Source organism: Calothrix sp. NIES-2100 (assembly GCF_963875285.1).
In the GTDB taxonomy this organism is placed as follows: Bacteria; Cyanobacteriota; Cyanobacteriia; order Cyanobacteriales; family Nostocaceae; genus Aulosira.
The window spans coordinates 5,815,924-5,839,919 of sequence record NZ_CAWNLA010000001.1; the positions used below are offsets into that span (position 1 = coordinate 5,815,924).

Here is a 23,996-nt window from a genome sequence, read left to right on the forward strand (position 1 = left end):
AATTATTATCAAAGGCGGATATGTCTGCTGATTTTCTGACTACATTGGCTGCACGTACTCTGGGTTTAACACCAGTCATCCAACCTGCGTTAGCCGGGGGCTTTGGCGCAGCCATCGCTTCTTTATTCGCTCCCCAATCTTCTATCAATAGCGACTATTCACCCATTATAGAAGAAGGCGGATGGCAGACTTCTCCTGTCGGAGACGCTACGCGTAGCTTGCTTCCCCGAAGGGGTACGACTTCGCTCAGCGAGCAGACAGAGGGCAAAGGGGAAGATAGTTTGATGATGCACGATCGTGAAAATTCCTCATCTTCTTTTGTTCCAGGTGATAATTCTTCAGGCGCAATATCCAGATTGCTTTATAGTCAAATGTGGCAAGCTAATCCTGAGAATGAACAATCAGAGGTAGGTGATGCAAACTCGCAGGCGATCGCGTCTTTAGTAGAAACACAGAATAATAATGTAAATTTATCACAATATATAGATAATGAAAACTCTATATTAAATCCATCTCCAGCGTTTGCATCGGCTGATAACGGGTCTAATATGATACCTACAACGTCTACACAAAATATTGTGCAACGACAAGTAGATGCGGCTACACCTTTAGCTTCCCAATCTCTAGAGGGTTCTGAGTCTTTCATAAATCAGGTAAATTTACCTCTAGTCTCACCGCAAGAAAATCAATCGCCTTTGGTTTCACAACCAGAAAATACTCCCGGTTTCGATTCTTCACCCGCAACCGCATCACCGCAATCTGTAATTTCTGCAAATGGGGCGATTCCTGTAGTTTCACCAGGAGAAAATCAATCGCCTTTGGTTTCACAACCAGAAAATACTCCCGGTTTTGATTCTTCACCCGCAACCGCATCACCGTCATCTATAGTTTCACCACGAGAAAATCAATCGCCTTTGGTGTCGCAACCAAAAGATATTCCAGGTTTTGAGTCTTCACCATCAACCGCATCACCGCAATCTATAGTTTCTGCAAATGCAGCGATTCCTGTAGTTTCACCACGAGAAAATCAATCGCCCTTGGTTTCACAACCAGAAAATACTCCAGGTTTTGAATCTTCACCCGCAACCGCATCACCGCAATCTATAGTTTCTGCAAATGTGGGGATTCCTGTAGTTTCACCACGAGAAAATCAATCGCCTTTGGTTTCACAACCAGAAAATATTCCCGGTTTTAATTCTTCACCGTCAACCGCATCACCGTCATCTGTAGTTTCACCGCGAGAAAATCAATCGCCTTTGGTGTCGCAACCAAAAGATATTCCAGGTTTTGAGTCTTCACCGTCAACCACATCACCGTCATCTGTAGTTTCTGCAAATGCGGCGATTCCTGTAGTTTCACCGCGAGAAAATCAATCGCCTTTGGTGTCGCAACCAGAAAATACTCCCGGTTTGGAGTCTTCACCTTCAACCGCATCACCGCCATCTGTAATTTCTGCAAATGCAGGGATTCCTGTAGTTTCACCGCGAGAAAATCAATCGCCTTTGGTTTTGCAACCAAAAAATACCCCAGGTTTCGATTTTTCACCTTCAACCGCATCACCGTCATCTGTAGTTTCACCACGAGAAAATCAATCGCCTTTGGTTTCACAACTAGAAAATACTCCCGGTTTTGAATCGTCACCCTCAACCGCATCACCGCAATCTATAATTTCTGCAAATGTGGCGATTCCTGTAGTTTTACAGCGAGAAAATCAATCGCCTTTAGTGTCGCAACCAAAAAATACCCCAGGTTTGGAGTCTTCACCTTCAACCGCATCACCGCTATCTATAGTTTCTGCAAATGCGGCGATTCCTGTAGTTTCACCACGAGAAAATCAATCGCCTTTAGTGTCGCAACCAAAAAATACCCCAGGTTTGGAGTCTTCACCGTCAACCGCATCACCGTCATCTGTAGTTTCACCGCCAGAAAATCAATCACCTTTGGTTTCACAAATAGAAAATACTCCCGGTTTTGAATCGTCACCCTCAAACGCATCACCGCAATCTATAATTTCTGCAAATGTGGCGATTCCTGTAGTTTCACAGCGAGAAAATCAATCGCCTTTAGTGTCGCAACCAAAAAATACCCCAGGTTTGGAGTCTTCACCTTCAACCGCATCACCGCCATCTGTAGTTTCTGCAAATGCGGCGATTCCTGTAGTTTCACCACGAGAAAATCAATCGCCTTTAGTGTCGCAACCAAAAAATACCCCAGGTTTCGATTCTTCACCTTCAACCACATCACCGTCATCTGTAGTTTCACCGCGAGAAAATCAATCGCCTTTGGTTTCACAATCAGAAGATATTCCAGGTTTTGATTCTTCACCGTCAACTGCATCACCGCCATCTATGGTTTCTGCAAATGCGGCGATTCCATTAGTCTCACCGCTAGAGAATCAACCGCCCTTTATTTCCTCACGCCAAAATAACTCCTCAACACCAGCAATTACAGTCAATCCCACGGCTTCAAACTCGAACTTATCACCACCATCTGTCGTACCGGTAAATGCTGTCGCGCCTGTTGTTTCTCCACGCCAAGATGACTCAGGAAAAGTCACCCTCGCTGTAGGGGCTTCGGAGTTCCCATCGGTAATAGGTGCAGTACCTGATATCACACCACCCAAAGAGCGCCAGCTAGCACAACATACTTCCCAGGTGAGTGCAGCTATACCTTTACCTGTAACGGCAAATTCTGGATTTTCTCAAAAGCCTCAAAGCAATCAGGCTGTAACTACTTCCACTGCGGTTACTCCCTTAGTCGATAGACGGATGCTGAAAAGCGATCGCTTTTCTCATAATTTGGAATTTCAAGCTAGAGTACCGTCGGAAATTATAATAAGCCAAAACGACACAAAAATCAAGCCATTAGTTGTCATGTCCTTTGAGCGATCGCCTTATTTAGAAAATGATACTCAATTGGAAAATGGGCAAGAAACTTCGAGAGCTTCACCACCGACTGTAACAGTAACAATTGGCAAGATTGAAGTGCGTTCAAAACCTGCGCCCACAGCAGCAACAGCAAAAAATAAATCTACTCCTCGTCAGCCATCTGTCTCTTTGCAAGATTACCTAAAGCAACGCCAAGGAGGTAAAGCATGAGTAACTCTGTGGCGATCGCCGCTGTGACGGCGACACTACGCAACCTGATCGCCTCTGCGATCGCCCAGGAATTGGGAAGTGGTGTAGTGACAACGCAACCACCAGATAAAGCCAGAGAAAATAGCGACAATGGCAATCAAATTAATATTTTTCTTTATCAGGTTCTCCCGAATGCGGCTTTGCGAAATCGGGATTTTCCGCCGCGAGTCAAACCTGGGGAAATCGGACAACCGCCCTTAGCGTTGAATCTTAACTATCTGCTGACTGCTTACGGCAAAGATAATGATGATGTCTTGAGTCATCGGCTGTTAGGTAAAGCCATGCAAGTGTTACACGATTACCCAGTATTAGACCCAGTATTAATTAAAAATACCTTGGGTGAAAGCGATTTACAAAATCAAATCGAAAAAGTCCGCCTGACACTGCAACCTTTGAATTTAGAAGATATATCGAAATTGTGGACGACTTTTCAAACTCAATACCGGATTTCTGCTGCTTATGAAGCTTCTGTAGTTTTGATTGACAGTGGTTTAAGAATCAAATCACCTTTACCAGTGTTAACGCGAGGGGTTGGGGATTATGGCGTATATGCGCAAACTGACTTAATTCCCCCCTTCCCCACCTTGGAAACATTGCAAATTCCTAACCAACAACCAAGCGCCCGCTTGGCTGAAACCATCACCATAGAAGGTCATCATTTAGACAGTGAGGATGAAAGAGCGATCGTATTTTTGCAAAATCCCAGATTGTCAAACCCAATTCAAATCCAACTCCAGCAACAAACGAAATCTCAATCCATGACATTTGAGTTACCAAACCAAGCAGCAGATATACCAGCCGGATTTTATACAGTGAAGGTGAAACTGCTGCGAAATGGTAAAGAGCAAATTACCAACACCTTACCCTTAACTGTAGCACCGCAACTGCAAGAAATTACCTTGAATGGGCGATCGCTCAATCTCACCTTTAGCCCCCAAGTTTGGCGAGAGCAAAGTGTAGCATTATTATTGAGCGATCGCGAAATTTTACCCGAACAAGATACAGACGCAGAATTACTAGACAAAACTAATACCCTAACATTTGACTTGACAAAAGTTCCTGTAGGTAATTACTTTGTCCGCCTGCGTGTTGATGGTGTAGATAGCTTATTAATTGACCGTTCTGTCAAACCCCCCGTCTTTGACCCCAGACAAAAGGTAACATTGTCATGAACGACATGGAACGCTGGCAAACAGAAAACGAGTATTATCTTTCAGTCGCTGTCAAATGGATACGTCTGCGGTTACAGCAAATTGCGCATTTAGAAAAAGTCTCAAACGCAGAAATCGCCCACGCAAAAGCAGCGATGTCAGCAGCAGAAAACACCCAAACACCCCCAGCTTTGGTACTGCTTGCTCAACGGTTTGGACTCTCCGAGTTTGAACAGACAGTTTTGCTACTGTGCGCAGCGATGGAACTAGACACCAGGATTGCTAACCTTTGCGCCGAAGCCCAAGACAACCTCAATCGCCCTTATCCCACCTTTGCCCTAGCTTTTGCTTGCTTGGATGAACCAGTTTGGGATGTACTTTCACCAGAAAGACCCCTACGTTACTGGCGATTAATCGAAATCAATCAACCTGCTGCCCAACCTCTGACTACGAGTGCATTAAGAGCAGACGAACGCATTGTTAATTATATCAAAGGATTAACATATTTAGACGATCGCATCGCCCCGCTGTTAGTACCGCTGGAAACATCTGAGAGCGAAGTTGGATTACCACCTTCCCAGCAAAAGTTAGCAGCAGCGATAATTCAGCAACTCAAACATTCTACCTATTGGCGATCGCCACCGATAATTCAATTATTAGGCGCAGATTCCCTCAGCAAACAACTCATCGCCCAACAAACAGCCACAGAAATGGGTTTGCATCTCTACCGCTTACCCGTGGAACTGCTACCAACCCAAGCCAGTGAATTGGAAATCTTTGCCCGACTTTGGCAGCGAGAAACTTTACTTTTACCCATAGCCTTATATCTGGATACTAACGAAGTAGAAGGTGCATCAGCAAGTCAAGGTTTAGCCTCGCCACTGCACCGCTTTCTCGCTCGCAGCGACAGCCTGGTGTTTCTCGATACTCGCGAACCAAAGCAACGCTTGAGTCGTCCCAGCATTAATATAGATATTACCAAACCCAGCGCCACAGAACAAGTAACAGCTTGGCAATCTGTGCTGGGAAAAGTAGCTAATAGCACACCCCAATTACTCGCAGGTCAATTCAACCTCAACTCAGTCACCATTGATCGGATTGCTCAGCAAGTAAAAATAGAAACATTTAGTGATTATACAAACAGTACAGATACTGATTCTACAATCCAAAATTCCCTGTGGGATGCTTGTCTTTTGATTACCCGTCCGCAACTAGAGAACTTAGCGCAAAGAATAGATACCAAAGCCACTTGGGATGATATTGTTTTACCCAAAGAAGAGACTAACTTATTACATCAAATAGCCGACCAAGTGCGATCGCGCCATCAAGTATACGAAGAGTGGGGATTTCATCAACGCATGAACCGAGGTATGGGTATCAGTGCTTTATTTGCTGGGGAAAGCGGCGTTGGTAAGACAATGGGGGCTGAGGTAATTGCTAATGAATTACGTCTTAATCTATACCGCATTGACCTATCGTCGGTCGTGAGTAAATACATTGGCGAAACCGAGAAAAACCTGCGACGGTTATTTGACGCAGCCGAAGACGGCGGTGCAATTTTGTTTTTTGACGAAGCAGACGCTTTATTTGGCAAGCGCAGTGAAGTGAAAGACAGCCATGACCGCTACGCTAATATTGAAATTAACTATTTATTACAGCGCATAGAAGCATATCGAGGTTTAGCTATCCTAGCGACAAATATGAAAAGTTCTTTAGACGTTGCATTTATGCGACGTCTGCGGTTTATTGTTAACTTTCCCTTTCCGAGTGCGAAAGAACGGAAGCTGATTTGGCAGAAAGCATTTCCAGCCGCAACACCAATAGAGAATTTAGATTTTAACCGCCTGAGTCAGTTTAATTTAGCCGGAGGTAGCATCCATAACATTGTGTTAAATGCGGCCTTTATGGCTGCTAATGTTGGAACTGCGGTGACAATGGCGATCGCACTTGCAGCCACCAGAATGGAGTACAGGAAATTAGAGCGAGCAATTAATGAAGCCGATTTTCGCGCTTCAGAAACTACAGGAGCAAAGATATGAATATTAATTTACATATTGAAAAGTTAATTTTAGATGGATTGGATATTCCCCGCAGCCAACGCGAATTATTAAAAGCCACAGTAGAAACAGAACTAGGAAAATTGTTAGCATCCCAAGAATTACCTAAAAATTGGCAACCAAATGTATCTATCCCGACCATTGAAGTAGCCCCTAAAAGCCATCCCAGCCAGATGGGACAACAAATTGCTCAAGCTATTTATCAAGGAATGAATCTATGACTAGTCGGCAAATTAGGCAGATTAATCGGCAGTCGCAGGGTGAAACTCCTCTGGTGAGTGGGATTTTACAGCGTGCGGCGGTGCGTTCTATTGCTGATCGGGAACAGGTACAGCCGGGAATATTGAGGGAATCGCGGTTTGAGCATGACTTTAGTCAGGTGCCGATTCATAGCGGGAGTTTACCAAACATTCAGACAGATAGGTATGAGCAAGAAACAGACAGAGTGGCAAAAGATGAGGTAGAACAGATCCATGCGTCCGCTTTTGCCCAGTCAACTCAAAAACAGTCACAGGCAGTACAGGCAAAACCTGAGAGTAAATCACTTAAGCCTCAGGAAGAATCAAAAATCCCTAATCAAACAGGATTACCGGATAATCTCAAAGCCATTCGTAATGCTCAATCAACACAGGTAACTGAACCAGCAGCGCCTGTTCAGCCCAAGCTGACGATTGGACAACCAAATGACCAATATGAACAGGAAGCCGATCGCGTTGCTGAACAGGTAATGAGTATGGCTCCTCCAGCAACTCCCAACATTCAACGCCAGACTGAAGAGGAGCAGGAAGAGGTTCAAACCAAACCTTTGGTAGAAACCATTACGCCGATTGTGCAGCGTCAGGAAACATTAGAAGAAGACGAGCCAATTCAAGCAAAGTGTGAGAGTTGTGAAAAAGAGGCGCAAGTCCAGCGATCGCCTAATGGAGTTCCTCAAGTCCAAGCAGATTTGGAAAGTCGACTGAATGCTAGCAAAGGAGGGGGTAGTCCATTACCAGATGAGGTGCGATCGTTCATGGAACCGCGCTTTAAGACTGACTTTAGTCAGGTGCGCGTTCATACCGACAGCACGGCAGTGCAGATGAACCATGCGTTGAATGCTCAGGCGTTTACTCACAAACAGGATGTTTACTTTGGTCAGGGCAAGGCTCCTGCTAAAGATGAATTGACTGCTCATGAATTAACTCATGTGGTACAGCAGGGTAAGGAAATAAGGCGATACCGGAACACGGGAGCATTTAATTTTGGGAAACAAGACGACGCCACGCTTATTGAAGATTCCTTTAATGTCAAAAAGGACAAGGAAACCAAGCCCTGGATCAAACAAATTACTGTCGAGTTCGATTCGCTGAAAACGGATAGCGGCGGCAACAAATACTCATCGGGAACTGCTTCCGTTCAATATCACGATAATCCGGTAAAGCTCCCTGATTTCAGTTTTACCGTTAGTGGAGGCTCTCAGACTCTCGGTAAAACTGGCAGCGGCACTTTTACAGTCTCGCGCATTGAGGGTATCGGTTATAACAGCGGCACAGCCTCTGGGCAACCAGGGGTTGATTTTGACCTAGCTAACAGAGAAGGCCCCAATAAACGATATTCAAAAGATCTAGCAGCCAATATGAGTTATGCAGTTTTTTACAACAAAGGCGAGGCGTTACATGCCGGACCCCTCAACTTCAGCTCGCACGGCTGCGTTCATGTTGACTGGACAAATTTAGCAACTATCAAACAGTTGAACTACCATAGCGTGATTGGCCTCACGAAAGTAAAAGTCAAGTATCTGTCATTAAACGAGGCGTATGAAAATGCTATCAAGATTTCAAATTGGCAACAGGCTGCGGAGTTTCTAAATGGATTTAACAGAGATGATATTCTTGCAAGATTAGCTCGGTTAAGGCAAGAGCAAATTGCTGATATTCACAAAGGTGCGCTTAATAACCCCAACGTTGGTCCTAAATCTCAGGTAGCAGAATTGACCAGAGCAATTTATCTGGATTTCAACTATGAACGCTCAAAAACCCTAGGAAATTGGGGGGGTGCTGCGGAGTTTCTAAATGGGTTTAATAATGATGACATATTAAATAGAGTAAAGCGTTTGAGTAGTGATCAACTCTCTAAACTGAGACAAGGTGCTCTCACAAGTATGCCAGGATGGTCAAAGCGAGTTACAGATATCATTGATAGTGTGGCTACACCCTGATTGTTGCTCTTTGAGGAGACATTAACGCAATGCAACGCACAACTCATAACCCAATCAGTGCGATCGCTATCTTGCAAGGAACGTCAGTGCGATCGCCCGATCTTGTAGGGTGCGTTAACGAAGTAACGCACCGAACCAATCATCAGGTGCCCTGCGACGTAAACCACCAAATCTTTGGGCATATTGATTCAGGGCGATGCTCTCTCACCAAAAATGCGTCACCTATGGTGTTTTTTTGAGCGCTCGCACTCTCCATTCTCACGCAAAATGCGAGCACTCAGACGCTACAATAAAACCAACTTTTTGTTCAGGCGGTACTTTACCTGACAGAACCCGTAGATGATGCAGCCATTGCAGAACTTTACGAAGCCATAGGCAATATTGTCATCCGATTTCCTCTGCTTCACTGTCAAGAATGTGCCAGCACTCTTAAAAGATGGCTCAAACAACGTGGAGTACCAGGAAAACTTTGGCGAATTTCTACCCGATACGACCATGAAGATTTTACCAAGAGCGATCGCCTTGAACAACAGGGTTGCTCTGAAAGCATTACTGAAAATGGTGTTCACTATGGTGTTGAAGTTTATGGAAAAATCTTTGACAATCTTTCAAGACAAGGGCTTTCACCAGAAAATTGGGTTAAAGATTTTACTTCCCAATCTAATGATTTTGTTGCTGAAGTGATTGAAGAGTTTTAAAGATGTGATTTCATGGAGCTAAGAATGAGTACGTTATTTGAGCTACTAGAAAAAATTAAAAGCAAACCAGGACTATATCTAGGAACTGCTTCCATTACAAATCTGCGGATGTTTATTCTTGGCTATCGCTTTGCGCGATCCCAAGCAGGTATTACCAATACTGAAGCCGAAAGTGACTTTTACAAAAACTTTCAACCCTGGCTGCAAAACCGCTTATCAATCCGTACTGTTAACGCTTGGGACAAAATTATTTTGCTCACCTGTATTGATGAGAAAGCAGGGTTTGATTATTTCTTTCAACTTTTGGATGAGTTTATTCAACGAGACAAAAGCCAAGATATCGATCCAATTTTGGCCGAATCAACCACACAAAATATCAATAAAGTGGCATGAAGTAAGATTGAGCTTCAAAAATGCGATCGCCTAAAAAGTCAAGCGATCGCATTCTCGAAAAAACTAGGCGATCGCACTGTCTTCCAACTCAAGCGATCGCTCTCTGTTATTTCCAAATCGGTGTAAAATTTTTTGCCCCTTCCTAAATTTCAGCAAATGTATAGTGTCAAACTAAAAGTAGATTCACAATTTCAGTATAAAAGCAGAGGTAGGATATGAGTAAGCAACGGCAAGTGCAAAAAAAACCTGCGTCTCATTTTTCACCGCCATCTTTAGCTTCTATACAGAAAAATTCCTCATGGCTGCGTAGTTTATCTTCACCATCTCCTGATGTCGCAGTGCAACAGAAATCTCAGTTTTCAGGCAGCGATCGCGGTTTTGATTTAACTCAGATTAAGGTTCATGCACCTTCAGCGATGGGGATACAAGCAAAGCTGAAAGTTGGTGCGCCTGGGGATCAGTATGAGCAACAAGCGGATGCGATCGCATCTCAAGTTATGTCTATGTCAACACCTACTTTTAAGCAATTACAAAGGGACGTGATGCCAGAAGATGAAAACCAGCAAGAGGAAGTACAAACTAAACCTTTAGCTGCTGCTATTACACCACTGGTGCAACGAGAAATGATACCAGAAGACGAGAAGAAAAAAGAAGACGAAACTCTACAAACTAAACTTGTCTCAGGGGAAAATTCCCAAGTAGATGAAAATTTAGAGGCGCAGTTGCAGACAACTAAAGGTAGTGGTAGCCCTTTACCAGATCAGGTACGTACTTTCATGGAACCACGCTTTGGTGTCGATTTTAGCAATGTGCGCTTACATACTGATAATGCAGCGGTACAGATGAATCGGACATTAACTGCCCAAGCTTTTACTCATGGTGATGATATTTACTTTGGCTCTGGGAAATCCGAGCATAATTCCCATCAAGGGAAAGAGTTGCTCGCCCATGAATTAACTCATGTAGTGCAGCAGACACAACCAGGAAAGAAGCACTAAAAGTAGGAGCAAACAGCCTGTAGGCTGGGTTTCACTCTTCAACCTTTGGATTGTTTCCCAACACAGAGCGATCGCATGATCTGGGAAGAAACAGCGATCGCACATGTCAATTTAACGTCAAACCCTACAAAACAGGAATAAAAACTTATGCTTTCTATTTTGACATCAACTCTAGAAGCTTTGATATTTCTCTTCGTTGCCGCTTTAGTCATCGGATTTCTTTGGTCTGATTTTGCTCCTAAATCCCAGTCTTCTGCACAAGACAAAGGTAAAACAGCAACTTTAGATAAGTGACGGGGAAAAATCGAAAAGACGTTCCCATAGAACGTCTTCTAGAGAAAGAAATATTGAATGTCGGTGCAGATCGCCTCTGATCTCACTTGCGCAAGGTGGAAGTTTCAGCACTGACTACTTCACTTTTGACATCTACCGGAAGACTAGTATTTGTTGAAGTAGGTAAGATATTTTGGGTTTTTGCCGATGGTAGGGCTTTCAATTCAATTCCCAATAATTCTTGAATTTGAGATTTCGCCCAATCTGGTAGCACTTGCAAAGGCTTTAGCAGTGCATTTACCACTTGGGTAACTAAGTCATCTGGTGATGTCACATCATTTTCCGTCCAACTGCGGAAGGCGCGACCGCTTTGGTAACCAACACTCCAAAACCAAATCACCAACGCCACACCCAACAGAATAATAAAAAATAATAGTTGTAATGTTTGCTGTACCAACTCCCAAAGCTTTTCTAAACCTTTTTTTAAGGTCAAGGCTGTGTTTTGATCAGATAGATTCTGCCATAATTCCGTAGCTTGATTTTGGATCGGATTCATAATTGTTTGTCTCCATTGTCAGTAATTGAGTTATTGGATGCGAGCAAATTTTTATGTTGAGTTAATTTAATAATTCTTCATAAAATACACATTACTCTCTAAAGAACAGGGAGGCTTAGTTTCTCTAGCGATACCCTTCTAGAGTATTGCGTTATTGGACACCTGGTTTCAAAAAACTGGGATGACTGGTTTAAGTACTAACCATTACTGAATTTAATTGTAAATGACAAATTTGACATCAGAATGAATTTTGTCAGCAACAATTTGTATCAAGTTGTCAAAGTTACTTATACTAGTATTTAGTTATACTATGTACTGATTAAATATTATTTAAAAAATCCTTTTTTGACAATATTTAATGTATACGTAAGTATAATAAGGTAAAATTTCCGATTTGGTTTTGTGAACTATAGTTACATAATCAGTCTAATTGTCAGGAAAACGGTATCTTATTTCACAAGAAGAAGATTTGAGATTTACATACTGAGTATAGCAATCATCAAATGGTGCAGCTATGAGGCTACCTATGGGTGCATCGCCCAAACAAGATTCTTTCCTTCATTGATGCAAGGATAATTGCCTATGACTACCACCTTTCCTGGCTCTCCGCTCCCATCTAAAGGGCAGATTATCGCCATTGATACTTTAACTTATGTGATAGTCAGTACGATCGCTTTTCAATATAATCCAGAATCGTTCTCACGCAAATTGCAAGTACAAGCTATAGGTGGTGAAGGGGGATCTCACAGTGAAGCTTTACGCTTGCAAGGCGCGCCAGTGGAAACTTTCCAATTGGAAATAGAAATTGATGCCACAGATCAACTAGAAAAAGCAGAACGGACAGCAATTGATTATGGAATTTACCCGCAATTGGCAGCACTAGAGACACTAATTTACCCGAAAAGTAGCCAGGTGAAAACGAATATGGATCAGGCAAAGCAGGGAATTGTGGAGATTGTACCCTACGAAGCACCATTGACTTTACTAGTGTGGGGAAACAAAAGGAAATTACCAGTACGCTTGACCGATTTTAGTATTAATGAAGAAGCTTATGACGTAAACCTCAATCCAATTCGTGCCAAAATGTCTCTCGGATTGCGTGTTCTGAGCTATAACGATTTGCCTTGGGATATGCGTAGTTCCAAGCTATTTTTCAATCACCACAAAGAAAAAGAAGAAATGGCGAAAAAAGCCAATGTCAATAACCAAGGTGGAACTACCGCAGTGAATATTACGTGATAGTCATTTGTCATTTGTCATCCTCCTTGTCTTCCTTGTCCTCCTTGTCCCCCTCATCTCCCTCATCTCCCTCATCTTCCTCATCTCCTATTCTTGAGAAAATGCCATGTTTGAACATACCAGCCGCTACTACAAGTTAGAAACAGCACAATACACAACTGCTAATGGTCAAAGAATTGCTTACAAGCGGCGCCGCTTTTTACCGCAAGCTAAGGATATGCCATTGTATGTAGAAATTATTGTCAAAGATAGCGATCGCCTAGATTTAATTACTGCGCGTACTCTCGGAGTTTCCGAACAGTTTTGGCAAATTTGTGATGCCAACAACACGATGAACCCTGATGAACTCACTGCTGAACCTGGACAAAGGATACGAGTTCCAGTCCCCCAAGTGTAGGAATTGTTAATCATTCATAGTTTTGGTATTGCTTATGCCACTGGGCATTGATTTGAAAGTATTAATTGGGCGAAATAAGCCAGCACCTGCATCTTTTGAACTGATGGAGGCGTTACAGAGTGTGGAAGTTACTCACAGCGATCAAGGAAAATCTGGGTTTCAGATGACCTTTAGTGTAGGTCGTGCTGGTGCTATAGATTTACGGGATTACCAGTTGATTGTGAATCCACTGTTAACACCTTACAACCGCGTCATTCTGATTGTAATTATTAACGCCAGAGCAGAAATACTCATGGATGGGATAATTACTCATCAACAGTTATCACCAGGGATGCAGGTTGGTAGTTCTACTTTCACTGTGACTGGTGAGGATATTAGTGTGATGATGGACTTGGAGCAAAAGTCAGTTTCACACCCCGAACAACAAGACGAACAAATTATCACCAAAATTCTTTCGGACTCGAAATACGCTAATTATCAGCTAATTCCCGATGTAAATTCAGCGCCAATAAAAGATAGACCAACAAAGCAAGAACGAATTAAAACCCAGCAGGGAACAGACTTGCAATATATCCAATCCCTGGCAAGTCGCTATGATTTTGTGTTTTATATCACACCTGGTCCGGGAGTTGAACAAAACACAGCTTATTGGGGAAAACCCTTGCGGAAAAAAAGCTTCCTACCCCCACTGACAGTGAATATGGGGTCATATACGAATGTTGAGTCAATTAATTTTCAGCATGATACCCTCACTGCTTCTACTGTAGTCGGACAGGTTCAAGACCGCAAAGGTAACACGATCGCGTCGGTAAAGTTTGAAAGTAGCGATCGCGAAGATTTATCAAATCGACCAGCCCTAAAAAACCAAGCTTTTAAACGCACAACCATATTTCGCGAAACAGCTAGGCTGACCCTACAAGCACAAGCCCACGCCCAAGCAATGGTCAATAATTCTGTCGAAAAAGTAGTAACTGCTAGTGGGGAATTAGATACAATCCGTTACGGTGCAATCTTAGGACTGCGCGGAATCGTGGGGCTGCGAGGTGTAGGGTATACATATGATGGTTTTTATTATGTCAAATCTGTAACTCATAAACTCAAAAAAGGTGAGTATAAGCAAAGTTTTACCATGACTCGCGAAGGATTGGAGACAACGACGAAACAGCTACAGATGGGGGCTGGGGGATGAGGGAGTGTGGGGAGAAATGACTTATGCCCAATGCCCAATGCCCCATGCCCAATGCTCAATGCCCAATGCCCAATACTTGATAATTATTTGGAAGTAGCTAGTATGGAAAAGTTTTTTGGGAAATATCGCGGTCAAGTTACAAATTCTCAAGACCCTCTGAATTTGGGAAGAATTCAGGTGCGAGTAGCAGCTATTTATGGGGAAGGTATAGAGAATTGGGCATTACCTGCAACACCTTATGCAGGAAAAGATATCGGCTTTTTTACAGTTCCGCCCGTAGGTTCAAATGTTTGGGTAGAGTTCGAGGGAGGCGACACAGATTATCCGATTTGGAGTGGCTGCTTTTGGGGTGAAGGCGAACTACCACAAGCAGCTAGGGTTAGCGAACCAGATAAAGTGCAAGTTTTGAAAACCAATGGAATTACATTTACTTGGAATAATTTAGATAATAAAGGCTTATTTATTGAAGTCAAAGAACCTGTAGTAGATAGACCACTAAAAATGGTTTTTAATCCCCAAGGAATTGAAATAAATAATAATAATGAACTGACTATAAAAATTACAGCAGATATCATCGAACTAAAAAATCGGGCTAATTCTACCGTTACCCTCAGAACCGATAGTATTCAAGTCAAAGAAGGCACTGTAGAGGTGAATCTGACTAGCAATCAAATTGAATTAAAAAGTCCACCAGGAGATATTAAGCTACAAGCAGCTACGGGTATTGAATTGAGTAATCCGGCGGCAAATACAAAGCTGACACCTACAAGTATCGAGTTAACTGTTGGTGCAGCGAGTATCAAAATGTCGCCCGCTACAGTTAATGTCAATAATGGTGCATTGGAGGTGATTTAATGCCTGGTTTTTTGCTCAATTTGAGTAGCACTGTTTTGTGCGTCCACGCTGGACAGGCTAAACCGTCTGTTCCGAATCTGCGGGTGAAAGCAATGGGTTTACCAACAGCAACCCAAGGGCCTCCCTATATCATCGCTGGGTGCGTCAATCCCCCACCACCCGTCAATGTAGGCCCTTGTATTCTTGGTAACTGGATTGTAGCCGCTCTCCGTGTCAAATCGATGGGAATGCCTGTGCTGTTGATGGATAGTCAGGCTATTTGTGTGCCAACAGGTACACCGTTAACAGTGGTATTAACTCAGATGCGGGTGAGGGGAATGTGATTTGTCAGTTGTCAGTTGTCAGTTGTCATTTGTTCCATGCCCAATACCCCATGCCCAATGCCCAATGACTAATGACTAATGACCAATGACCAATGACCAATGACTAATGACTAATTATGGAAATCGCTTATCCCTTTCGGATTGATGGACGTGGACGCGTAGCTGATGCTACGGAAAATGACCATGTTCGGCAAATGATTGAGCAGGTACTATTTACTATCCCTGGTGAACGAGTCAATCGTCCAGATTTTGGCTGTGGTTTGCAGCAATTAATTTTTGCACCTAATAGTGGGGAATTGGCTGCGGCTACGGAGTTTATTGTTAAAGGTGCTTTAGAACAATGGCTAGGTGATGTGATTCAGGTGGAGGCTTTGCGGGTAGAAGCTATAGACTCCAAATTAGAAATCACTATTAGGTTCTTGATCCGTCGGACTCAAGAACGAAAAATTGAACTGTTCTCTCGTGAGGTTTGAGATGGTAAGTTCCCAAAATCAAGTTCTCAAGCATCAGGCTGGTAGCGAACAACGACGGAAAATAGTTCGGAATCAAAAAAGCCTGAATGGCATTGATTATATAGAGTTGGCAAGAGACAAAAAAACTCTGCTGGTGCATTTTATTCATAATCTCCCCGGACAGGAAGATGCTGTTCCAGCAAATTCATCGTCTTTAACTGAGGAAAATTTGGCGATCGCCGGCGGTGTGACAATTAAGGATATTTCTGTCATATCTGTGAGTAGTTTTGCCAATGTCTTAACTTTAAGAGTCAATACCGCAGGCGATGAATTCTCTACTTATACATTGCGTATAGTAGATACCGACGATCAATCGAAACAACCTCCAGGCTTTGATCCCCAGTTGTCGGTGGTGGAATTTTCGTTTCGGGTTGATAGTAGGAGTGAATTTGATTGTCAGCCTGTGGTGGACTCGAATCAAGAGAGGACAACACCACCGATTATTGATTACCTAGCTAAAGATTATGCGAGTTTCCGGCAGTTAATGCTAGACCGGATGACTGTGACTATACCGCAATGGCAGGAACGGAACCCTTCTGATATTGGTGTGATGTTGGTGGAGTTACTCGCCTATGCTGCCGATCGCCTAAGCTATTTTCAAGATGCTGTTGCCACGGAGGCTTATTTAGGTACAGCCAGAAGGCGAGTTTCCATTCGTCGTCATGCGCGGCTGTTGGATTATCCCATGCATGATGGTTGCAATGCCCGCGCTTGGGTGGCGATCGCCGTCAACGATCAAGGGAATGGTCAAAAGTTGCCACCAGGAACCAGATTATATACCAGAGTTGCTTCCCTACCATCACAATTTACTCTTGATGACTACCCAACACTTGTGAATGCTGGGGTGCAGATATTTGAAACCATGCACGATATTATTTTATATAAATCACATAATCAGATTAAATTTTATACTTGGGATGCTCAGGAATTTTATTTAAAAACAGGGACGACGAAAGCAACGTTAGAGAATAAAAATCTCAAGCTGCAAGTCGGAGATGTCTTGATTTTCGAGGAAATTAAGGGAATAGATACAGGCTTAACAATAGATGCAGATAGCAATCATCGCCATGTGGTGCGGTTGACAAATATTACAAAAAATACTGACCCATTACATAACAATAAAGAGTTATTAGAAATTGAATGGGCTGCTAGTGATGCCTTACCTTTTGCTTTGTGCATTGCCACCATAGTTGATGATAAACCAGTAGCCGATGTGAGTGTTGCGCGGGGTAATATTGTCCTGGCAGATCATGGCTGTACCGTACAAGAACAACTTCCAGAAGTACCCGAACAGGGACGTTATCGCCCACGATTGCAATTTGGGCCTTTGACACAACAAGCTTATGTACAGAACCGCAAACGTCCTTTTGACCCCAAAGCACCTGCTAGTGAGGCGTTGCAACAAGATTTGCGTTATGTTTTACCGCAAATTTGGTTACAAGAAATCGCCGAAACCGGGAGAAAGAGATTGGGTGTAACGCAGTTGCGACAGATCACTGCATTATCTAACCCATCTGGGATTTCTTCTCCCCTAGCGACATCGCCCTTACCAAACACCTTTTCTGTGGGGAAATGTTGGCGATCGCAACGGGATTTACTCAACAGTGACAGCTTTGCGCGGGAGTTTGTCGTGGAGACAGAAGACGATGGTGGTGCTTATCTGCGGTTTGGCGATGATATTTTAGGTAAAAAACCGGAACCACAAACCCAGTTTTTAGTAACTTATCGTATTGGTAATGGTACAGTTGGCAATGTCGCCGCCGAAGCGATTAACCAAATTGATCCTAACACCACCCAACTACGGAACTGGATCGAAAAAGTCCGCAACCCCTTAGCGGCGAGGGGTGGTACTGAACCAGAAGCCATTGAACAAGTGCGACTATATGCACCCCAAGCCTTTCGTACCCAAAAGCGGGCTGTCACAGAAGCAGACTATGCAACTATTACCCAACGTTTTCCTGGTGTGCGGAAAGCAGTAGCCACGAGGCGGTGGACTGGTAGTTGGTACACAATTTTTATTACTGTAGACCGGGAGGGTGGTAAACAGGTATATGATGTTGACGAATTTAAGAATAAGTTAGCGACTTTTTTAGAAAGTTACCGTTTAGTGGGACAAGATATCCGAATTGACGGGCCGATATTTGTGCCATTAGATATTGCAATGACTGTGAAAGTTGCCCCGGATTATTTTAGCAGTCAAGTCAAAGAAGAACTGTTGAATGTATTTAGTAATCGAGTGTTACGCAATGGACAATTAGGATTTTTTCACCCTGATAATTTTACCTTTGCCCAACCTGTCTTTTTAAGTAAAGTGATAGCGACGGCTATGCAAGTAGCGGGTGTGCTTTCTGTGAAAGTAACGAAATTCCAACGTTGGAATCTGCAACAACAAAGTTCACAGTTGGAAATTCAAGCCGGTCAAATTAACATTGGGCGGTTAGAAATTGCTTTGTTGGAAAACGATCCAAATACACCAACTAAAGGGAAGATTGAGTTTGTGATGGAGGGGGGGTTGTGAAGAAGGCAGAGGGCAGAGGGCAGAGGGGGGATGAAGGGGATGAGGGGGACAAGGGGGACAAGGAATTTTAGATTTTAGATTTGCGATAGCGCAGCGTTAGCGAGTCCACGAGCGTCTTTTGGATTCTAATCTAAAATTTAAAATCCAAAATCCAAAATTGTTTTCAATGCCCAATGCCCAATGCCCAATGCCCAATGCCCAATGCCCAATGCCCAATGACAAATGACAACTGACAACTGACAACTATGAATTCAGAAATCTACAATCGCCCTGGTTTACCCGCCCTCAGTTACCGCATTGGTGATTGGGCGACTTTTCGCCAAAGGATGCTAGCTAATCTCTCAAAGCAGCCAGGAAATCCAGCACAACCAGACGATCGCCCTCTGGCTAAACTCAATACTCGGGCGAATGACGATCCCGCGATCGCTCTTTTGGATGCTTGGGCAATGGTAGCGGATGTGCTGACTTTTTACCAAGAACGGATCGCCAATGAAGGCTATATTAACACGGCTATTGAACAGCGTTCGGTGCTGGAATTAGCTCGCAGTATTGGTTATGAACTTAACCCAGGTGTGGCGGCTAGTACTTTTTTGGCGTTTGGAGTGGAGGATACTCCCAATAGTCCTGATGTGGCGAAAGTGCCGAAGGGTACTCAAGTTGTCAGTGTTCCTCAGGGGGACGAGTTACCCCAAACTTTTGAAACCAGTGCCGAAATTATCGCCCATGTGGAGTGGAATGGACTAAAACCCCGATTGGCAAAACCCCAGGTGATTAATGCTACGACAGAAAAATTATACTTGCAGGGAATTGCAACGCAATTACAACCAGGCGATCGCATTCTGCTAATCGACGCACAACAGGCGGAACTTTGGTATTTACTCACTTTGGTAACGGTGGAAATCAAGCCAGAGGCGGGATATACCGCTATTACTTGGGACAAAAATCTGCGGTTATCTCCACTTTTGCAACCGCAGGTATTCGCTTTTCGGCAACGGGCGACGTTGTTTGGCTATAATGCCCCGAAGTGGCAAGATATGCCTGATGATATCAAGCGGAATTTCGGCGGTACAATTAATGGTGGTATTTTTCGCACCAGTAACGATGGTCAAAATTGGACAGCTTTTAATAAAGGCTTGCCAACTACAGATATTCGGACTTTAGCTTTTAATCAAATTAGTGGCAAGCTATTTGTGGGAACTGAAGGTAGCGGTGTATTTCGCTATCAAGAAGACCAAGAAAAATGGCTAGCTGTCAATGTTGGTTTAACGAATCTCAATATTCAAACTTTATATATTGATACTAACGGCTATCTTTTTGCGGGAACTCCTAGCGGTGGCGTGTTTTCCTCAAAAGATAATGGTGAAAATTGGGCACAACTAAATATCGGTACTGTTGGACTTAGATCCGCTGGTACAAATAATTGGGAATCAATAAATACAGGTTTACCAAATACAGTTGTCCGGGCAATTGACGAATATTCCACTACAATTATCGGTACAGGGACAATTAGCAGCGATGGGATTAACATCACAGGTAATAGCACAGCATTTACTAAAGAAATTGCGATTGGCTATGTTATTAATGTCGCAGGGCAATCAAAAATAGTAACTGAAATCACTAATGATACAACTTTAAAGGTTGATTCCGCTTTTGATTCTAATTTATCGAATATTCCATCTTTTTCTATTAGCGGTAATTACATTTTCCTTGGTACTGATGATGGTATATATTACTCGGCCGATCAAGGAAAGAATTGGCAGAAAAAACCATTAATTAAAGTAATTCGTTCACTAGTTACCTGTAATGTCCAGCAAGGTAAAGGAACAATTTCCAGTACAGACACTACAGTAACAGGGACTAACACAAATTTTGCGGACGAATTGAAAGTAGGTGATGTGATTATTGCGGCTGGTCAACGTCGCACTATTTCTAGCATAGCAGCGAATAATCAAGAATTGACGATTGATTCTGCTTTTAGTTCAAATTTAGCTAGTGGAACTACATTTTTTATTGGTGATAGTTACATTTTAGCCGGCACCGATGATGGGATTTATGGATTTCAGAACCAAGATGTATTTTGGAATTTGAGAAAATTACAAGGTAAATCTGTACGTTCATTAATTACCTATAATTACAATGGTGTACGCCAGATTTTAGCGGGTACGAATAGCGGAGTTTTTGGGTTCACTCATAACGTTAATACTTGGGAGGAGTTTAATCTAGGTTCAAATATTTTAGATGTGCAAGCACTAGCTGTGAATGAGACTAACGGCGATATTTATGCAGGGACTACGAGTGGTGTTTTTCGTTATGTTGCTAATAGCAATAGCTGGGAAGCAATTAATACTGCTTTGTCAAATCATAACGTTACTTCGCTGACTGCTTTTAGTAAACTGGGTACAGGGGCGATCGCTAGTCAAGCGGCTAAAGTCTTAACTGGTAGCGGGACGAAATTTACCCAAGAGTTAAAAGTAGGCGATCGCATCATTGTGGAAAGTCAAAGCAAAACCGTTACTGCGATCGCAGATGATACTCATATCAGTGTTGATAGTGATTTTATCCCGCCTTTAACTCCCAGTACGCCGTTTACTATCAGATATGTGTTTGCTGGTACACCGTTTGCGGGTTTTGTGGAAGATAAAAGTGTAGATTCACAAAAACCAGAATGGCCTAATTTTAAAATTGAAGCCAAGAAAGAGAATGGCAATCAAAAGCTAGATTTAGATACTTTATATCCAAAAATTTTACCAGATAGCTGGATTGTTTTGGTGAGGGAAGACAACACTGATACCAAACCTTGTCAAGTTAAAAGTACATCAACTGTGTCCTTGGAAAAATTTGGTTTAACCGCCAAAGTTACAGAAATTGAAACTAAGACTGATGTTACTTCCCGGAATCATTTTGGTTTGCGGGAGACGGTTGTGTTAGTGAACAGCGAACAGTTAAATTTAGTTGCAGAACCCTTGACAGTTGTCGCTAAACAGCAGGAAATTTTTCAAGATCCAATTCAGGAGAATCAAATTTACCTGAAAGAATATGTCCCAGGATTAACAGTAGATAAAACTTTGATAGTTAGCGGTAAATATATCCGCGCTGTCATCAAAAATATTGGTGGAGTCTATTGCTTAAACCGCGAAACCTGGGAACGGAGAAATACCAGCTTAAGCAATACCGCAGTGCGATCGCTTGTCAGTTTTTCCACCGCCGGAAAGAATTATCTGTTTGCGGGGACTGAAGGTGGCGTATTTAAATCAAAAGATAACGGTGAAAATTGGGAACCAATCAACGAAGAGTTGACGAGTAGAGATATCACTGCATTAGCAATTAATCAAGCAGGCGATATTTTTGCGGGAACTACGTCAGATGGGATCTTTCGGTTAAAATTTGACAGTTTAAAATCGGATTGGACTATTTGGCAGGCAGTCAACAAAAATTTAACAAATAAAAACATTACTGCTTTAGTTGTAGATAGAAATCAGCGGATTTTTGCGGGAACCACTAAAGGCGGTATTTATCTCTCTACCGATAATGGTGAAAGTTGGGCGAACAACAACAATGGCTTAACAAATGGTGATATTAACTGTCTGGTATTTAGAGTTCAGAATAACTTAGACTTATTATTTGCTGGGACAAATGGGGGACTTTCTCGTTATCAATATAATATCGGCAGTTGGCAATCAATATTATCAGATATCAATGTCACAGCAGTAGATATAAATAAAAACGGAGATATTTTTGCGGGAACTGCTGATAGTGGAGTGCAGCGATTTCTACAAGAAACGCAAAAATGGGAACCATTTAACGACAATCTTCAAGATGTACATATCCGTTGTCTCATCGTTGATGGGGGAGATAACATCTTTGTAGGAACAGATAGCGGTGGTGTTTTCCGGGTGGGGAAAAATAGTAAAAAATGGGAAGAGAGAAATCAGAATTTAAGAAATATCGATGTCAAGACGATTATGAAATATAACAATCAGATTTATATCGGTGGCATTGGTATTTTAACTTCCCCCGATACCTTCTCCTATGTAGATTTAAAAATTGGCGATTTACTCCAAGTAATGTCTGTACCCATCGTTAACGAAAAGAACCCAAAATTAAAAAAATGGCATTTACGCGATCGCAATGGCGTTGACGGCTATATAGAAATTAGCAGAGAAATTAGCGACACAGCAGACATCGAATTACAACCAGCCAAAGTTGATGACGAAACAGTCAGCGAAGTTTGTGCGATCGCCACACCACCAGAAGACCAAATATTACCCATCCTCAAACTACAGCAACCACTGCAAAATTGCTATGACCCAGAGACAACAATTGTCTATGCTAATGTAGTCGCAGCTACCCAAGGCGAGACAATCCCCGAAGTCTTAGGAAGCGGGAACGGTACATTAAAAAATCAGCGTTTCACCTTAAAGAAACCACCCTTAACCTACGTAGCCGCACCGACACCAAGCGGTAATCAAAGCACCTTAGAAGTGTATGTTGATGGAGTGCGTTGGGAAGAAGTTCGCTTTTTGTATGGATTGAGTAACCTTGACCAAAATTACATCACCCGCATCGATGACGATGGTAGCACCAGAGTAATTTTCGGCGATGGTAAAAGCGGGGCGCGTCTGCCTACAGGACAAGAAAACATCTCCGCCATCTATCGCACGGGAATTGGCTTAGGGGGAAACATCAATCAAAATTTGCTAACTCAGTTAAAAACTCGACCCTTAGGGATTCAAGGCGTAACAAACCCCGTACCAGCCACCGGTGCAGCTTCTAGGGAATCAATGGAGGAAGCCCGCATCAGCGCCCCTTTGACAGTACGAACTCTCGATCGCATCGTGTCTCGGCAAGATTTTGAAGACTTTACCCGCGCCTTTGCTGGTATTGGGAAAGCCCAGGTAAAAGTAGTACAAATTGGGGCTACTCAAATAGTACATCTGACCATAGCCGCCATAGGAGGTGCAGCTGTATTACCAGAATCCAGCCTTTACCAGAACTTAGTCACAGCCATAGATACAGCCCGCGATCCAGTCCAGGTAGCAGTGCAAGTACAATCCTACAAACCCCTATACTTTAACGTTGATGCCAAGATTATTATAGATTCCAAACGACAGCCCGAACCCGTACTAGCAGCAGTGCGACAAGCCATTAAAGCCAAATTTGCCTTTGAAAATCGGCTATTTGCACAACCTGTCACCTCAGCAGAAGCGATCGCCGCCATGCAATCTGTCCCTGGTGTGGTAGCTGTCGATTTGAATGGACTATATCTGCGAGGTTTTAGCAAAACTGTCGAAGAATCTTTAATCGCCCAAGAAGCGACATGGAATCAACAAAAGAACCAAATTTCACCCGCCGAAATGTTATTACTCAATCCCAACGGGATTACTTTAACCGGTGAAATATGGACAACGTAAAGAATTTTTCTCACGCAGAGGCGCAGAGGAGGACACTTGCGTGGGCGGCTTTGCCGACTTGAGCAAAGTGTCCGTCGCGCAGAGAGGAAGAG

Annotated in this window: 20 protein-coding genes; 19 read left to right on the top strand and 1 reads right to left on the bottom strand. The window is 43.0% G+C overall.

The features are described 5' to 3' along the window. Positions 1–20 precede the first annotated feature (20 nt). From AACU32_RS23665 to AACU32_RS23715, 11 genes are all read left to right on the top strand, one after another. Positions 21–3,098: a hypothetical protein gene (locus AACU32_RS23665; protein WP_096603668.1), complete on the top strand. Its 3,078-nt coding sequence runs from the start codon at positions 21–23 to the stop codon at positions 3,096–3,098. Continuing rightward, positions 3,095–4,309, top strand: coding sequence for a DUF4255 domain-containing protein (locus tag AACU32_RS23670; RefSeq protein ID WP_096603669.1), 1,215 nt, complete (start codon positions 3,095–3,097; stop codon positions 4,307–4,309). The genes AACU32_RS23665 and AACU32_RS23670 overlap by 4 nt, the downstream gene beginning before the upstream one ends. Beyond that, positions 4,306–6,327, top strand: a complete 2,022-nt coding sequence (locus tag AACU32_RS23675) for an ATP-binding protein (RefSeq protein WP_096603670.1) — start codon at positions 4,306–4,308, stop codon at positions 6,325–6,327. Before AACU32_RS23670 ends, AACU32_RS23675 begins: the two co-directional genes overlap by 4 nt. Continuing rightward, complete coding sequence (locus AACU32_RS23680; RefSeq protein ID WP_096603671.1) at positions 6,324–6,566, top strand: hypothetical protein; 243 nt, start codon at positions 6,324–6,326, stop codon at positions 6,564–6,566. The genes AACU32_RS23675 and AACU32_RS23680 overlap by 4 nt, the downstream gene beginning before the upstream one ends. Then, positions 6,563–8,542, top strand: a complete 1,980-nt coding sequence (locus AACU32_RS23685; protein WP_096603672.1) for an eCIS core domain-containing protein — start codon at positions 6,563–6,565, stop codon at positions 8,540–8,542. Before AACU32_RS23680 ends, AACU32_RS23685 begins: the two co-directional genes overlap by 4 nt. A gap of 29 nt (positions 8,543–8,571) precedes the next feature. Continuing rightward, positions 8,572–8,781, top strand: a complete 210-nt coding sequence (locus tag AACU32_RS23690) for a hypothetical protein (protein ID WP_339378211.1) — start codon at positions 8,572–8,574, stop codon at positions 8,779–8,781. Positions 8,782–8,940: 159 nt separating this feature from the next. After that, positions 8,941–9,240: a papain fold toxin domain-containing protein gene (locus AACU32_RS23695; RefSeq protein WP_339378704.1), complete on the top strand. Its 300-nt coding sequence runs from the start codon at positions 8,941–8,943 to the stop codon at positions 9,238–9,240. Positions 9,241–9,264: 24 nt separating this feature from the next. Continuing rightward, on the top strand, positions 9,265–9,633 hold the full coding sequence (locus tag AACU32_RS23700; RefSeq protein WP_096603673.1) for a hypothetical protein: 369 nt from the start codon (positions 9,265–9,267) through the stop codon (positions 9,631–9,633). Between the two features lie 20 nt (positions 9,634–9,653). After that, positions 9,654–9,779 carry a hypothetical protein gene (locus AACU32_RS23705; RefSeq protein WP_339378212.1) on the top strand — a complete coding sequence of 42 codons (126 nt, stop codon included), beginning with the start codon at positions 9,654–9,656 and terminating at the stop codon, positions 9,777–9,779. A gap of 69 nt (positions 9,780–9,848) precedes the next feature. After that, entirely contained in the window at positions 9,849–10,631 is a 783-nt protein-coding gene (locus AACU32_RS23710) for an eCIS core domain-containing protein (protein WP_096603674.1), read from the top strand. A 147-nt stretch (positions 10,632–10,778) separates the two neighbouring features. Next, the gene (locus AACU32_RS23715) at positions 10,779–10,925 is read left to right on the top strand and encodes a hypothetical protein (RefSeq protein ID WP_339378213.1); all 147 of its coding nucleotides are present in this window, start codon (positions 10,779–10,781) and stop codon (positions 10,923–10,925) included. An 82-nt stretch (positions 10,926–11,007) separates the two neighbouring features. Here the strand turns inward: AACU32_RS23715 and AACU32_RS23720 are convergent, their stop codons facing one another. Then, positions 11,008–11,460 (bottom strand): hypothetical protein, encoded by a 453-nt coding sequence (locus AACU32_RS23720; RefSeq protein ID WP_096603675.1) that lies wholly within the window; start codon positions 11,458–11,460, stop codon positions 11,008–11,010. A 582-nt stretch (positions 11,461–12,042) separates the two neighbouring features. Here AACU32_RS23720 and AACU32_RS23725 point away from each other — a divergent pair. From AACU32_RS23725 to AACU32_RS23760, 8 genes are all read left to right on the top strand, one after another. Beyond that, positions 12,043–12,699 (top strand): CIS tube protein, encoded by a 657-nt coding sequence (locus tag AACU32_RS23725; protein WP_096603676.1) that lies wholly within the window; start codon positions 12,043–12,045, stop codon positions 12,697–12,699. 106 nt (positions 12,700–12,805) lie between these two features. Next, complete coding sequence (locus tag AACU32_RS23730; RefSeq protein WP_096603677.1) at positions 12,806–13,096, top strand: hypothetical protein; 291 nt, start codon at positions 12,806–12,808, stop codon at positions 13,094–13,096. Between the two features lie 34 nt (positions 13,097–13,130). Continuing rightward, positions 13,131–14,285, top strand: a complete 1,155-nt coding sequence (locus tag AACU32_RS23735) for a phage late control D family protein (protein WP_096603678.1) — start codon at positions 13,131–13,133, stop codon at positions 14,283–14,285. A gap of 30 nt (positions 14,286–14,315) precedes the next feature. After that, positions 14,316–15,140 carry a phage baseplate assembly protein V gene (locus tag AACU32_RS23740; protein ID WP_339378214.1) on the top strand — a complete coding sequence of 275 codons (825 nt, stop codon included), beginning with the start codon at positions 14,316–14,318 and terminating at the stop codon, positions 15,138–15,140. Continuing rightward, complete coding sequence (locus tag AACU32_RS23745; protein ID WP_096603679.1) at positions 15,140–15,463, top strand: hypothetical protein; 324 nt, start codon at positions 15,140–15,142, stop codon at positions 15,461–15,463. The genes AACU32_RS23740 and AACU32_RS23745 overlap by 1 nt, the downstream gene beginning before the upstream one ends. A gap of 116 nt (positions 15,464–15,579) precedes the next feature. Then, positions 15,580–15,936 (top strand): GPW/gp25 family protein, encoded by a 357-nt coding sequence (locus AACU32_RS23750; RefSeq protein WP_096603680.1) that lies wholly within the window; start codon positions 15,580–15,582, stop codon positions 15,934–15,936. 1 nt (position 15,937) lies between these two features. Further along, entirely contained in the window at positions 15,938–18,493 is a 2,556-nt protein-coding gene (locus AACU32_RS23755) for a putative baseplate assembly protein (RefSeq protein WP_096603681.1), read from the top strand. A 245-nt stretch (positions 18,494–18,738) separates the two neighbouring features. Continuing rightward, positions 18,739–23,904, top strand: coding sequence for a putative baseplate assembly protein (locus tag AACU32_RS23760; RefSeq protein ID WP_096603682.1), 5,166 nt, complete (start codon positions 18,739–18,741; stop codon positions 23,902–23,904). Positions 23,905–23,996: the final 92 nt, after the last annotated feature.

Coding starts and splice junctions, on each gene's coding strand:
- AACU32_RS23665 (WP_096603668.1), top strand. CDS start 21: ATGTCTGCTGATTTTCTGACTACATTGGCTGCACGTACTCTGGGTTTA.
- AACU32_RS23670 (WP_096603669.1), top strand. CDS start 3,095: ATGAGTAACTCTGTGGCGATCGCCGCTGTGACGGCGACACTACGCAAC.
- AACU32_RS23675 (WP_096603670.1), top strand. CDS start 4,306: ATGAACGACATGGAACGCTGGCAAACAGAAAACGAGTATTATCTTTCA.
- AACU32_RS23680 (WP_096603671.1), top strand. CDS start 6,324: ATGAATATTAATTTACATATTGAAAAGTTAATTTTAGATGGATTGGAT.
- AACU32_RS23685 (WP_096603672.1), top strand. CDS start 6,563: ATGACTAGTCGGCAAATTAGGCAGATTAATCGGCAGTCGCAGGGTGAA.
- AACU32_RS23690 (WP_339378211.1), top strand. CDS start 8,572: ATGCAACGCACAACTCATAACCCAATCAGTGCGATCGCTATCTTGCAA.
- AACU32_RS23700 (WP_096603673.1), top strand. CDS start 9,265: ATGAGTACGTTATTTGAGCTACTAGAAAAAATTAAAAGCAAACCAGGA.
- AACU32_RS23705 (WP_339378212.1), top strand. CDS start 9,654: ATGCGATCGCCTAAAAAGTCAAGCGATCGCATTCTCGAAAAAACTAGG.
- AACU32_RS23710 (WP_096603674.1), top strand. CDS start 9,849: ATGAGTAAGCAACGGCAAGTGCAAAAAAAACCTGCGTCTCATTTTTCA.
- AACU32_RS23715 (WP_339378213.1), top strand. CDS start 10,779: ATGCTTTCTATTTTGACATCAACTCTAGAAGCTTTGATATTTCTCTTC.
- AACU32_RS23720 (WP_096603675.1), bottom strand. CDS start 11,460: ATGAATCCGATCCAAAATCAAGCTACGGAATTATGGCAGAATCTATCT.
- AACU32_RS23725 (WP_096603676.1), top strand. CDS start 12,043: ATGACTACCACCTTTCCTGGCTCTCCGCTCCCATCTAAAGGGCAGATT.
- AACU32_RS23730 (WP_096603677.1), top strand. CDS start 12,806: ATGTTTGAACATACCAGCCGCTACTACAAGTTAGAAACAGCACAATAC.
- AACU32_RS23735 (WP_096603678.1), top strand. CDS start 13,131: ATGCCACTGGGCATTGATTTGAAAGTATTAATTGGGCGAAATAAGCCA.
- AACU32_RS23740 (WP_339378214.1), top strand. CDS start 14,316: ATGCCCAATGCCCCATGCCCAATGCTCAATGCCCAATGCCCAATACTT.
- AACU32_RS23745 (WP_096603679.1), top strand. CDS start 15,140: ATGCCTGGTTTTTTGCTCAATTTGAGTAGCACTGTTTTGTGCGTCCAC.
- AACU32_RS23750 (WP_096603680.1), top strand. CDS start 15,580: ATGGAAATCGCTTATCCCTTTCGGATTGATGGACGTGGACGCGTAGCT.
- AACU32_RS23755 (WP_096603681.1), top strand. CDS start 15,938: ATGGTAAGTTCCCAAAATCAAGTTCTCAAGCATCAGGCTGGTAGCGAA.
- AACU32_RS23760 (WP_096603682.1), top strand. CDS start 18,739: ATGAATTCAGAAATCTACAATCGCCCTGGTTTACCCGCCCTCAGTTAC.